The sequence below is a fragment of the Mesorhizobium sp. M7A.T.Ca.US.000.02.2.1 genome (assembly GCF_003996995.1).
Taxonomy (GTDB): Bacteria; Pseudomonadota; Alphaproteobacteria; order Rhizobiales; family Rhizobiaceae; genus Mesorhizobium.
The window spans coordinates 1-11,548 of sequence record NZ_RZTT01000187.1 but is presented as its reverse complement, the minus strand read 5'-3'; the positions used below and the strand labels follow the sequence as shown (position 1 = coordinate 11,548).

Annotated in this window: 13 protein-coding genes; 2 read left to right on the top strand and 11 right to left on the bottom strand. The window is 62.0% G+C overall.

What is annotated here, in order from left to right; genetic code table 11:
- Together EOD15_RS18410 and EOD15_RS18405 are read left to right on the top strand one after the other, a co-directional pair.
- The coding region (locus EOD15_RS18410) for a bifunctional 2-C-methyl-D-erythritol 4-phosphate cytidylyltransferase/2-C-methyl-D-erythritol 2,4-cyclodiphosphate synthase (protein WP_127408715.1) at nucleotides 1–946 on the top strand (946 nt) is incomplete at its 5' end.
- On the top strand, nucleotides 943–1,425 hold the full coding sequence (locus EOD15_RS18405) for a CinA family protein (protein ID WP_127408714.1): 483 nt from the start codon (nucleotides 943–945) through the stop codon (nucleotides 1,423–1,425). The genes EOD15_RS18410 and EOD15_RS18405, both read left to right, overlap by 4 nt.
- Here the strand turns inward: EOD15_RS18405 and EOD15_RS18400 are convergent.
- From EOD15_RS18400 to eno, 11 genes are all read right to left on the bottom strand, one after another.
- The gene (locus EOD15_RS18400; protein ID WP_127408713.1) at nucleotides 1,422–1,886 is read right to left on the bottom strand and encodes a type II toxin-antitoxin system RatA family toxin; all 465 of its coding nucleotides are present in this window, start codon (nucleotides 1,884–1,886) and stop codon (nucleotides 1,422–1,424) included. The two genes, EOD15_RS18405 and EOD15_RS18400, sit on opposite strands and share 4 nt — an antisense overlap.
- A gap of 12 nt (nucleotides 1,887–1,898) precedes the next feature.
- Entirely contained in the window at nucleotides 1,899–2,864 is a 966-nt protein-coding gene (gene lipA / locus EOD15_RS18395; RefSeq protein WP_127408712.1) for a lipoyl synthase, read from the bottom strand.
- A gap of 137 nt (nucleotides 2,865–3,001) precedes the next feature.
- The gene (locus EOD15_RS18390) at nucleotides 3,002–3,259 is read right to left on the bottom strand and encodes a GlsB/YeaQ/YmgE family stress response membrane protein (protein ID WP_127322932.1); all 258 of its coding nucleotides are present in this window, start codon (nucleotides 3,257–3,259) and stop codon (nucleotides 3,002–3,004) included.
- An 89-nt stretch (nucleotides 3,260–3,348) separates the two neighbouring features.
- Nucleotides 3,349–4,794: a dihydrolipoyl dehydrogenase gene (gene lpdA / locus EOD15_RS18385; RefSeq protein WP_127322933.1), complete on the bottom strand. Its 1,446-nt coding sequence runs from the start codon at nucleotides 4,792–4,794 to the stop codon at nucleotides 3,349–3,351.
- 12 nt (nucleotides 4,795–4,806) lie between these two features.
- Entirely contained in the window at nucleotides 4,807–5,442 is a 636-nt protein-coding gene (locus EOD15_RS18380) for an SGNH/GDSL hydrolase family protein (RefSeq protein WP_127380378.1), read from the bottom strand.
- Complete coding sequence (locus EOD15_RS18375; protein WP_127323214.1) at nucleotides 5,439–5,855, bottom strand: hypothetical protein; 417 nt, start codon at nucleotides 5,853–5,855, stop codon at nucleotides 5,439–5,441. Before EOD15_RS18375 ends, EOD15_RS18380 begins: the two co-directional genes overlap by 4 nt.
- Nucleotides 5,856–5,868: 13 nt before the next feature.
- A complete protein-coding gene (locus tag EOD15_RS18370) occupies nucleotides 5,869–7,233 on the bottom strand; it encodes a pyruvate dehydrogenase complex dihydrolipoamide acetyltransferase (RefSeq protein ID WP_127408711.1) in 1,365 nt (454 codons plus the stop codon).
- Nucleotides 7,234–7,251: 18 nt separating this feature from the next.
- Nucleotides 7,252–8,652, bottom strand: coding sequence for a pyruvate dehydrogenase complex E1 component subunit beta (locus tag EOD15_RS18365; protein ID WP_127271464.1), 1,401 nt, complete (start codon nucleotides 8,650–8,652; stop codon nucleotides 7,252–7,254).
- Nucleotides 8,653–8,667: 15 nt separating this feature from the next.
- Nucleotides 8,668–9,705: a pyruvate dehydrogenase (acetyl-transferring) E1 component subunit alpha gene (gene pdhA, locus EOD15_RS18360; protein WP_127272717.1), complete on the bottom strand. Its 1,038-nt coding sequence runs from the start codon at nucleotides 9,703–9,705 to the stop codon at nucleotides 8,668–8,670.
- A gap of 194 nt (nucleotides 9,706–9,899) precedes the next feature.
- On the bottom strand, nucleotides 9,900–10,223 hold the full coding sequence (locus tag EOD15_RS18355; protein ID WP_127323087.1) for a septum formation initiator family protein: 324 nt from the start codon (nucleotides 10,221–10,223) through the stop codon (nucleotides 9,900–9,902).
- A 271-nt stretch (nucleotides 10,224–10,494) separates the two neighbouring features.
- Nucleotides 10,495–11,548, bottom strand: a 1,054-nt coding sequence (eno, locus tag EOD15_RS18350) for a phosphopyruvate hydratase (protein WP_127408710.1), incomplete at its 5' end; no start/stop codon positions are given.

Genomic DNA, 11,548 nt, shown 5'->3' with positions numbered 1-11,548 from the left:
GCAGGAATCCGTCCGGCTCGGCCTGCTTGCCCTTAGAGGCCACGCGCCGGCGCAGGTTCTGATCCACGACGCCGTCCGCCCGTTTGTCGATGCGGACCTGATAGATCGCACCATCGCCGCCATCGGCGAGCGCGAAGGCGCGTTGCCCGCTTTGCCCGTCGCCGACACGCTGAAGCGCGAATCGGCCTCCGGCGTGGTTGGCGAAACCGTATCGCGCAGCGGGCTTCACGCGGCGCAAACGCCACAAGGCTTTCCGTTCTGGCCCATTCTTGCCGCGCACGAGAAAGCCCATCATCTGGGAAAAATGGATTTTACCGACGATGCCGCGATCGCCGAATGGGCGCATATTCCGGTCAAGCTCGTTCCGGGCTCGCCGGACAATGTCAAACTCACCTGGGCACGGGATATTTCGATGGCGGACCAGCGGCTTTCCGGCGAACGCGTGCGCTTTCCCGACATCCGTACCGGCAATGGCTACGACGTCCACGCCTTCGAACCGGGAGACCATGTCACTTTGTGTGGCGTCGCCATAGCGCACGACAAGAAGCTGTCCGGCCATTCCGACGCCGATGTCGGTCTGCACGCCTTGACCGATGCGCTGCTGGCGACTTGCGGCGCCGGCGACATCGGCACGCATTTCCCGCCGTCCGACCCGCAGTGGAAAGGCGCTGCGTCGCGCATATTCGTCGAGCATGCGGCGAAACTGGTGCGCGCGCGCGGCGGCCGCATCGCCAATGCCGACATCACGCTGATCTGCGAAGCGCCGCGCGTCGGCCCGCATCGCGAGGCCATGACCGCAGCCCTTTCGCAGATGCTGGCAATTACGCCGGATCGCATCTCGATCAAGGCCACAACCAATGAGAAGCTCGGCTTTGTCGGGCGCGAGGAAGGCATTGCGGCGATCGCCACCGCCAGCGTGGTGTTTCCCGGCGAGGTGCCGGAATGACCCACAACGAGCTGGCAAATGCCCTGCTGCAAGCCTGCCAGAGACGCAGCATCATGCTGGCAACGGCGGAAAGCTGCACCGGCGGCATGATCATCGCCGCGTTGACCGACATCGCCGGCTCGTCCGCCGTGATGGATCGCGGCTTCATCACCTATTCCAACGAAGCCAAGATGGACATGCTCGGTGTTTCCGCCGCCACGCTCGGGGCGCATGGCGCGGTTTCGCGCGAGACTGCGATTGAAATGGCGGCAGGCGCGCTTGCCCGTTCGCGCGCCGGGCTGACCCTGGCGGTCACCGGGATCGCTGGGCCTGGCGGCGGTTCGGCGGAAAAACCGGTCGGCCTGGTCTGGTTCGGGGTTGCGCTGGACGGCCGACCGATTGTCGCCGAGCACCAGCTCTTTGCAGACAAAGGCCGCGATTTCATTCGTCGCGAAACGGTCCGGCAAGCGCTGGAGTTGGGCCTGCAAGCACTCGGCTAACCCTGGACCGGGGGTGCTGCACCGTAGATGACGTCGGCGCGCTTCTCAAAGGCTTCGGCGAACATGCGGAAGGCGCGATCGAACATGGTCCCCATGACCGCGCCCAGAATACGGCTCTTGAACTCGTAGTCGATGAAGAAGCGGACGGTGCACCCGGCGCCGTCCGCTTCGAAACGCCAGACGTTGCTCAAATATTTGAACGGCCCGTCGATGTACTTCACGTCGATGGTGTTCTCGGCGGGCTTCAGCAGCACCTGCGTCGTGAAGGTTTCGCGGATCGCCTTGTAGCCGATGCTCATGTCGGCAAGCAGAACCGTGCGCCCGTCACGCTCCTTGCGCGAGCGAACCGTCAGCGCTTCGCAAAGCGGCAGGAATTGCGGATAGGATTCAACATCGGCGACCAGCGCGAACATCTGCTCGGGTGTATGGGATACGCGTCGGGTGGCTTCGAATTTTGGCATGAAACCAGCGGGTTAAGCTGTTTTCTTGAGAATCGCTTCCCGTGCCGCACGCAGCTTGGCGAAATCGTCGCCGGCGTGATGCGACGAACGCGTCAGCGGGCTGGACGCCACCAGCAGGAAACCCTTGGTCCGGCCGATCGTCTCGAAAGATTTAAACTCCTCCGGAGTGACGAAGCGGATCACCGGATGGTGCTTCTTCGACGGCTGCAGGTACTGGCCGATGGTCATGAAGTCGACATTGGCGGACCGCAGATCGTCCATCAGCTGCAGGATTTCATTCCGTTCTTCGCCCAGCCCCACCATGATGCCGGACTTGGTGAAGATCGACGGATCAAGCTCCTTGACCCGCTGCAACAGCCGGATCGAATGGAAATAGCGGGCGCCCGGACGAACCGTCAGATAGTTCGACGGTACGGTTTCGAGATTGTGGTTGAAGACGTCGGGCTTGGCGGCCACGACGACCTCCAGCGCGCCGTCCTTGCGCAGGAAGTCAGGCGTCAGGATTTCGATCGTCGTCAGCGGCGTTGCCGCCCGGATGGCGCGAATGACTTCGGCGAAATGCTGCGCACCGCCATCGGCGAGATCGTCGCGGTCGACCGAGGTGATGACAACATGGGTAAGGCCCATCTGCTTGACCGCATGCGCGACGCGGGCCGGCTCATCGGGGTCAAGTGCTGTCGGAATGCCTGTGGCGACGTTGCAGAAGGCGCAGGCGCGGGTGCAGATCTCGCCCATGATCATGAAGGTGGCGTGCTTCTTTTCCCAGCATTCGCCGATGTTGGGGCAGCCGGCCTCTTCGCAGACCGTCACCAGCTTGTGCGATTTGACGATTTCGCGCGTTTCGGCATAGCCCTTCGACATCGGCGCCTTGACGCGGATCCAGTCGGGCTTGCGCAGCACGTCCTGGTCAGGCTTGTGCGCCTTTTCCGGATGCCGCAAGCGCGGGGCGTTGGCGATCGTATCGAGGACAGTGACCATCGGGAAACCTGGTTCATTCGCGACGCCAGTCAGGCGTTCGCTGTCATAACGTCATCTAGGACTTTTCAACGCAAAGAAAAAGGCCGCCGCGGCGCATGCCGCAACAGCCTTTTTCGCATGGCAGCTTTTCAGTGATGCTAACGGCGCACCAGACGCCCCGCCCAGATCAGCAGGCAGGCACCGATAAAGCCGGTGATCAGATAGGCAATCCAGCCGACGCCGAACGGGCCAAAATTGAGAGCCTGCAGAATGGCGTTCAGCACGACCGCGCCGACGATGCCCATAACGATGTTCATGAAGATGCCGGTGTCGCTCTTCATGAACATTTCGGCGAACCAGCCTGCCAGACCGCCGATGATGATGGCTGCTATCCAGCCGACGCCATTCAGGTGCATATGCCTTCTCCTTGTGTGATGCGTGAAAACGCATCCGCAAACGAAGTACCTTGCCGCCGGGTTCCATCTGTAGCAGCGCTTTCAATCTATCAGGCGTTGAGCGCGCGGCCATAGGCGTCGAGCACGCTTTCCTTCATCATCTCCGACAGCGTCGGGTGCGGGAAGATGGTGTGCATCAGCTCTTCCTCGGTCGTCTCCAGGTTCATCGCCACGACAAAGCCCTGGATCAGTTCGGTCACTTCGGCACCGACCATGTGGGCGCCGAGCAATTGACCGGTCTTCTTGTCGAAGATGGTCTTGATGAAACCCTGATCCTCGCCGAGCGCAATGGCCTTGCCATTGGCGGCGAACTGGAAGCGCCCGACCCGGATGTCCTTGCCCTCGGCCTTGGCCTTGGCTTCCGTCAGGCCAACCGAGGCGACCTGCGGATTGCAGTAGGTGCAGCCCGGAATCTTCAGCTTGTCGGTGGCATGCACGCCAGGAAAATCAGCGATCTTCTCGATGCACACCACGCCTTCATGCTCGGCCTTGTGGGCAAGCATCGGCGGGCCGGCGACATCGCCGATGGCGTAGATGCCCGGCACATTGGTCTTGCCGTAGCCGTCGATGACGATGCAGCCGCGCTCGGTCTTCACGCCTAGCGCCTCAAGCCCGAGGCCCTCGATGTTGCCCTGGACGCCGACGGCCGAGATCATCCGATCGGCGGTGATCTTCTCAACCTTGCCGTCCTTCATCTCGACATGCGCCGTGACCGAATTGGGACCCTTCTCGACCTTGGTCACCTTGGCTTCGAGGATGATCTTCATGCCTTGCTTCTCAAACTGCTTCTGCGCGAATTTCGAGACTTCGGCGTCCTCGACCGGCATCACTGCCGGCAGCAGTTCGACCACCGTTACTTCGGCGCCCATGGTGCGGTAGAAGGAGGCGAATTCGATGCCGATGGCGCCCGATCCCATGACCAGCAGCGACTTCGGCATCTCCTTCGGCACCATGGCCTCGAAATAGGTCCAGATCAGTCTGCCGTCAGGCTCGATGCCGGGCAGCGCGCGTGGCCGCGCGCCGGTCGCCAGGATGATGTGCTTGGCGGTGTAGGTGCCCTCGCCCTTGACGCCTTTCGGCACCGGCGGCTGCGGCTCCATCGGCTTCTTGGCCGTCTTGGAGACGACGATCTCGCCCGGCTTCGAAAGCTTGGCCTCGCCCCAGATGACGTCGACCTTGTTCTTCTTCATCAGGAAGCCGACGCCGCCATTGAGGCGCAGCGAAACCTTGCGGGAGCGATCGACGACCGCCGACGTGTCGACGCTGACCTTGCCGTCGAGCTTCAGCCCATAGTCCTTCAAATGATCCGAATAGTGCATGATCTCGGCCGAGCGCAGCAGCGCCTTGGTCGGGATGCAGCCCCAGTTGAGGCAAATGCCGCCGAGATGCTCGCGCTCCACGATCGCCGTCTTGAAGCCGAGTTGCGCGGCACGCACCGCGGTGACATAGCCGCCAGGGCCGGAGCCGATGATGATGACGTCGTAGTTCTCAGCCACGGGTTTTCTCCTTCACAATTCGAGCATGACGCGCACCACCGGTGCCAGCGCCTCGCCGATGTTTCGCGTGTTTTCGGCATCGAGGTGGACGCCATCAAGCGGTGTGGTTTGCGCCACGCTGCCGGCGTCGAAGAAGCCGCAGCCGGCCTCATCGGCGAGCGCGGCATATTGCGGTGCCAAAAACTTCGAGGCGTCGTCGCCGCCGGCAAACATTTCCTTGAAGTCAGCATTTTCGGTGCGACTGACGACAGGCGGCGAAACGATCAGGATCTGCGGCGCCGGCCAGTCGAACGGATAGTCGTGACCGCGCACGATGTCGATCAGCCGCTGGATGCCCTGCTTGGCCGCGACGGGATTGCCGTGAATCCATGGCTTCATGTCGTTGGCGCCGAGCATGATGACAATCAGGTCGATCGGAGCATGGGTCGTCAGGACGGTTGGCAGCAGTTTTGCACCGTTGCGGTCCGCACCGGCCAGATGGTCGTCGAAGGCTGTGGTGCGGCCGTTGAGGCCATCGGCAATCACTTGCACGCCGGCGCCTAACGCTGCCTGCAGCACGCTCGGCCAGCGGTCTTCCAGTGCGTGGCGGCCACCTTCGGCATTGTAGCCCCAGGTCAGCGAGTCGCCGTAACAAAGAACCGTCTTCATGCGCCCACCTGTAACTTGATCAAACCGCGCCTCAACCGCCAGCGCACGAACAGCCAGTGAACCAGCACAGTGGCCAGGTTCGGCAAAACCAGGCCGGCGACGATCGGCAGGTCACCTCCCCACTGACGCTTATCGACCGGCTGAGAGAACGTCCAACCGATCAGGCCAAGCCCGATCAGCACGAATAGGACAATTGCGCAGAGGCCCAGCCAATTGATGATCGTCGGTGCGTTCGAAAAAAGCTGCGCGATGAAAAACATGACCGTCGTAGCAATGGTGACAAGCACCGACGTCATGAACACCAGAATGTATTCTTCCTGCGCATGGGTTGCGACCGCCAGCTGTTGAGCAACCAGGCCGCCTGCCAATCCTGACAGGAAAAACGCCATGAGGGAGGTGAAGAAGATCCGCACCGCCCTCTCCGTCTTAGACCAGCATGCCCATCGGGTTCTCGATCAGCCGCTTGAAGGCGACCAGCAGTTCGGCACCCAGCGCACCGTCGACGGCGCGGTGATCGGTCGACAGCGTCACCGACATCACCGTGGCGATCTTGATCTCGCCGTTCTTGACCACCGCCCGCTCCTCGCCGGCGCCAACCGCCAGGATGGTCGCATGCGGCGGGTTGATGACCGCGGCAAAGTCCTTGATGCCGAACATGCCGAGGTTGGACACCGCCGTGGTGCCGCCCTGATACTCTTCCGGCTTCAGCTTGCGGCTGCGCGCCCGGCTGGCCAGGTCCTTCATCTCGTTGGAAATGGTGGACAGCGTCTTTTCGTCGGCCTTGCGGATAATCGGCGTGATCAGCCCGCCCGGGATCGACACGGCAACGCCGACATCGGCATGCTTGTGCTTGACCATGGCGCTTTCGGTCCATGAGGCATTGGCATCCGGCACCGCCTTCAGCGCCATGGCCATCGCTTTGACGACCATGTCGTTGACCGACAGCTTGTAGGCCGGCGCCTCGCCCTTGTCAGTCTTCTTCACCGGGGCAGCCGCATTGATCTGCGTGCGCAGCGCCAGCAGCGCATCGAGCTCGCAGTCGAGCGTCAGGTAGAAATGCGGGATGGTGGTCTTGGCCTCGACCAGGCGCCGCGCAATGGTCTTGCGCATATTGTCATGCGGGACGAGGTCGTAGGAGCCCTGTTCGAACAGACGCAGGACCTGATCATCCGACATCGCCTTTACCGCAGGCGCAGGAGCGCCAGCAGGAGCCTTGGCGGCAGGCGCCGCCTGGGCACCGCCACCGGCAATCGCCGCGTCGACATCCGCCTTCACCACCCGGCCATGTGGGCCGGTGCCAGTCACGGCAGACACATCGACACCGGCCTCCTTCGCGATGCGGCGCGCAAGCGGCGACGCGAAGGTGCGCTCGCCAGCCGCATGGCCGTTGGCAACCGGAGCCGCATCTGCCTTGGATGCGGTGGCGACCGGTTCGGCCTTGGGTGTCTCAGCCTTCGGTGCGTCAGCCTTGGGAGCCTCCGCTTTCGGCGTCTCGGCTTTGGCTGGTGCGGCAGCATCGCCGCTTTTCGCGGCAGCGCCCGCATCCTCGCCCTCTCCGGCGAGCACGGCGATCAGCGCATTGACCTTGACGCCTTCGGTGCCGGCGGGAACGACGAGCTTGGCAACCGTGCCCTCATCGACAGCCTCGACTTCCATCGTCGCCTTGTCGGTCTCGATCTCGGCAATCACATCGCCCGGCGAAACCTTGTCGCCTTCCTTGACGAACCACTTGGACAGATTGCCCTCTTCCATCGTGGGCGACAGGGCCGGCATGGTGATGTTGATTGGCATTTTGTCCTCCCGCCCGGTTCAGCGATACGTGACGGCTTTGACCGCCTCGATGACTTCGCCGACATTCGGCAACGCCAGCTTCTCGAGGTTCGCCGCATAAGGCATCGGCACATCCTTGCCGGCGATGGTGATGACCGGCGCGTCAAGAAAATCGAAGGCGCGCTGCGACACCTGGTTGGCGATATGGTCGCCGACCGAGTTCTGCGGATAACCTTCCTCCACCACCACCAGGCGGTTGGTCTTCTTGACCGAGGCGATGATGGTGTCGAGATCGAGCGGCCGGATCGTGCGCAAGTCGATGATCTCGGCATCGATGCCAAGGCCACGCAGTTCCGCTTCAGCCTTGACCGCATAGGTCATGCCGATGCCGAAGGAGACGATGGTGACATCCTTGCCTGATTTATGGATGCGCGCCTTGCCGATCGGCAGCACGAAATCGTCCAGCTTCGGCACGTCGAAGGACTGACCGTAGAGGATTTCATTCTCGAGGAAGATGATCGGGTTCGGATCGCGGATCGCTGCCTTCAACAAGCCCTTGGCGTCAGCGGCGGTGTAGGGCATCACCACTTTCAGGCCCGGAATGTGGCTGTACCAGGCGGCATAGCACTGCGAGTGCTGAGCGGCGACGCGTGCGGCGGCGCCGTTCGGTCCACGGAACACGATCGGCGCGCCCATCTGGCCGCCCGACATATAGAGCGTCTTGGCGGCCGAGTTGATGATCTGGTCGATCGCCTGCATGGCGAAGTTGAAGGTCATGAACTCGACGATCGGCTTCAGGCCGGCCATCGCCGCACCCACGCCAACGCCGGCAAAGCCATGCTCGGTGATCGGCGTGTCGACGACGCGCCGCGGCCCGAATTCCTGCAGCAGGCCTTGCGTGATCTTGTAGGCGCCCTGGTATTCGGCAACCTCCTCGCCCATGACGAAGACATCGCCGTCGCGGCGCATTTCCTCGGCCATCGCATCGCGCAGCGCTTCGCGCACCGTGGTCGAGACCATTTCCGTGCCGGCCGGAATGTCCGGATCGGCGGCGATTTCCGACTTCGGAGCAGCAGCCACCGGCGCAGCCGGCTTTGCGGCCTCCGCCTTATCCTCTGCCGCCGCCGGAGCCTCTGCCTTTGCAGGCGCTTCCGCCTTGGCGGGCGCCGCGGCCTTGCCGATATCCCCGGCACTTTCGCCGTCCTGTAGCAGCACGGCGATCGGTGTGTTGACCTTGACGCCTTCGGTACCGGCGGCGATCAGGATCTTGCCCAGCGTGCCTTCGTCAACGGCTTCGACTTCCATCGTCGCCTTGTCGGTCTCGATCTCGGCGATGACGTCGCCGGCGACGACTTTGTCGCCCTCGTTCTTCAACCACTTCGAAAGATTGCCCTCTTCCATGGTCGGCGAGAGAGCGGGCATGAGAATTTCGATCGGCATGTCCTTGCCCTCCCGTTACAATACGATATCGGTCCAGAGCTCGGACGGATCCGGCTCCGCGTCGTTCTGGGCAAATTCGGCGGCATCCGCGACAATGTCGCGGACCTCCTTGTCGATGGTCTTGAGCTCGTCCTCGGTCGCCCACTTCTTTTCCATCAGCCGTGCCTTGACCTGCTCGATCGGGTCATGGTCCGAGCGCATCTTCTGCACTTCTTCCTTCGAGCGGTATTTGGCCGGGTCGGACATCGAGTGACCGCGATAGCGGTAGGTCTGCATTTCGAGAATGATCGGCCCGTTGCCGGCGCGGCACCATTCGGTCGCCTGGTCGCCGGCGGCCTTGACGGCGCGGACATCCATGCCGTCGACCTGGATGCCGGGAATCTTGAACGAGGCGCCACGGTGCGAAAAATTGGTTTCCGCCGAAGAGCGCGACACCGAGGTGCCCATGGCATAGCGGTTGTTCTCGATGATGTAGATCACCGGCAGCTTCCACAGCGAGGCCATGTTGAAGCTTTCATAGACCTGGCCCTGGTTGGCCGCGCCATCGCCGAAATAGGTCAGCGAAACATTGTTGTTGTCGCGGTAGCGGTTGGCGAAGGCCAAGCCCGTGCCGAGCGACACCTGCGCGCCGACGATGCCGTGGCCGCCGTAAAAGTGCTTTTCCTTGGAGAACATGTGCATGGAGCCGCCCTTGCCCCGGGACAGGCCGCCCCGACGCCCGGTCAACTCGGCCATGACGCCGCGCGGCGACAGTTCCATCGCCAGCATGTGGCCGTGGTCGCGATAGGCGGTGATCATCTGATCGCCATCGATCAGTGCCATCTTCATGCCGGTGACGACCGCTTCCTGGCCGATATAGAGGTGGCAGAAGCCGCCGATGAAACCCATGCCGTAAAGCTGGCCGGCCTTTTCCTCGAAACGACGGATGAGCAGCATGTGCCGGTAGGCGGCAAGCTCTTCGTCCTTGGTGAATTCGGCAGGCTTGGGGGCGGAAAGCCCCGATTTGCCGTCGGATTTGGATTTGGCAGGCGCTTTTCTGGCGGCGGTGGCCATGCATCACTCCCTGTTGGCGTCTCTTTGTGGACATTAGAGCAGGATGAAATCTGCTCTGGGGAGATCAGCTCCTCCCCACCGATTTTAGGGAGGCTAACACGCGTCAAAGCGTTGCGCCATGCCGAATTTGCATAGCTGGCATGCGCCTAAGCGATTAAAATCATTGAAAATATTGATGATTAACTTGAAGTCAGTTATTTCGCCGAGGTCGGCAACATAATGGTGATTTCGTCGGCCTGGGACAGATTGAGCGCCCTGCGTGCCTGCTCATCGAGCATGTCCTTCTCAAGCGTGCCTTCATGCATCAGCCGAACGCGGCGCTCAAGTTCCATGCGGCGCGCCTTGATCGCATCGAGCTGGCCTTGCAGCGCAACTGTCTGGGCTTCCAGCTGATATTTCGAGTAGATGCCGAATTCGCCGTGATAGGCGTGAAAGCCGAAATAGGCCAGGAACGCCACGCAAAGCGAGGGAATGATCAGCCGGCCGGTGTTTCTCTGCTTGTGCTGACGCGTCCACATCGCCCGATTCCTCTAGAGCATGACGCCGAAAAGTGTGAAGCGGTTTTCGGACGATGCTCTATCTCTTTGATTTAGAGTCGGATTCAGATTTCAGGTCGAACAGACCTGAAATCATCCGGCTCTAGGCCGCGAACTCAGGCGGCTCACGATCTTTTTCGCCCGATTGTGCTTAACGGACGGTTACGGGTGACCTGTTGGGCGGCGTCGAAACAAAAAAGGGCGGGAATGCTCCCGCCCTTTTGTCCGGTATCGATGAGCCGGTGTTTCCGGATCAGCCCTTGACCACCGACTTGCCGGCATAGCTTGCCTGCTTGCCGAGTTCTTCCTCGATGCGGATCAGCTGGTTGTACTTGGCCATGCGGTCGGAGCGCGACAGCGACCCTGTCTTGATCTGTCCGCAATTGGTGGCAACCGCGAGATCGGCGATGGTCGAATCCTCGGTTTCGCCCGAGCGGTGCGACATGACGGCAGTGTAGCCGGCCTTGTGCGCGGTCTCTACGGCGTCGAGCGTTTCCGTCAGCGAGCCGATCTGGTTGACCTTGACGAGGATCGAATTGGCAACGCCCATGCGGATGCCGTCGCGCAGCCGCGCCGTATTGGTGACGAACAGGTCGTCGCCGACCAGCTGCGTCTTCTTGCCGATCAGGTCGGTCAGGTACTTCCAGCCTTCCCAGTCGTCCTCGGCCAAGCCGTCCTCGATCGAGATGATCGGATAGTCGGCGGCAAGCTTGGCCAGGTATTTGGCCTGGGCCTTGGGATCGCGCGTCTTCTTCTCGCCCTCATAGACGTAGTTGCCGTCCTTGAAGAACTCGGTCGCGGCGCAATCGAGGCCCAGCGCGATCTCGTCGCCCGGCTTGAAGCCGGCCTGCTCGATCGATTCCATGATGAAATCGAGCGCCACAGGGGCGCTTTTCAGGTTCGGGGCAAAGCCGCCCTCGTCGCCGACATTGGTGTTGTGGCCCGCGTCCTTCAGTTTCTTGCGCAGCGTATGGAAGATTTCCGAACCCCAGCGGACACCTTCGCGCAGCGTCGGCGCGCCGATCGGCAGGATCATGAATTCCTGGAAGTCGATCGGGTTGTCGGCATGCGCGCCGCCATTGATGATGTTCATCATCGGTACCGGCAGGAGATGCGCCTTGGTGCCACCGACATAACGGTACAGCGGCAGGCCGGCGGCATCGGCGGCGGCCTTGGCCACCGCCAGCGACACACCGAGAATGGCGTTGGCGCCAAGCCGGCTCTTGTTGGGCGTGCCGTCAAGCTCGATCATGGTCTGGTCGATATGGATCTGGTTTTCGGCTTCCATGCCGCCGATGGCCTCGAAC

What these genes read in the sequence shown, in the direction of transcription:
- EOD15_RS18405 (WP_127408714.1), top strand. Translation starts at nt 943, where the DNA reads ATGACCCACAACGAGCTGGCAAATGCCCTGCTGCAAGCCTGCCAGAGA.
- EOD15_RS18400 (WP_127408713.1), bottom strand. Translation starts at nt 1,886, where the DNA reads ATGCCAAAATTCGAAGCCACCCGACGCGTATCCCATACACCCGAGCAG.
- lipA (WP_127408712.1), bottom strand. Translation starts at nt 2,864, where the DNA reads ATGGTCACTGTCCTCGATACGATCGCCAACGCCCCGCGCTTGCGGCAT.
- EOD15_RS18390 (WP_127322932.1), bottom strand. Translation starts at nt 3,259, where the DNA reads ATGCACCTGAATGGCGTCGGCTGGATAGCAGCCATCATCATCGGCGGT.
- EOD15_RS18380 (WP_127380378.1), bottom strand. Translation starts at nt 5,442, where the DNA reads ATGAAGACGGTTCTTTGTTACGGCGACTCGCTGACCTGGGGCTACAAT.
- EOD15_RS18370 (WP_127408711.1), bottom strand. Translation starts at nt 7,233, where the DNA reads ATGCCAATCAACATCACCATGCCGGCCCTGTCGCCCACGATGGAAGAG.
- EOD15_RS18365 (WP_127271464.1), bottom strand. Translation starts at nt 8,652, where the DNA reads ATGCCGATCGAAATTCTCATGCCCGCTCTCTCGCCGACCATGGAAGAG.
- pdhA (WP_127272717.1), bottom strand. Translation starts at nt 9,705, where the DNA reads ATGGCCACCGCCGCCAGAAAAGCGCCTGCCAAATCCAAATCCGACGGC.
- EOD15_RS18355 (WP_127323087.1), bottom strand. Translation starts at nt 10,223, where the DNA reads ATGTGGACGCGTCAGCACAAGCAGAGAAACACCGGCCGGCTGATCATT.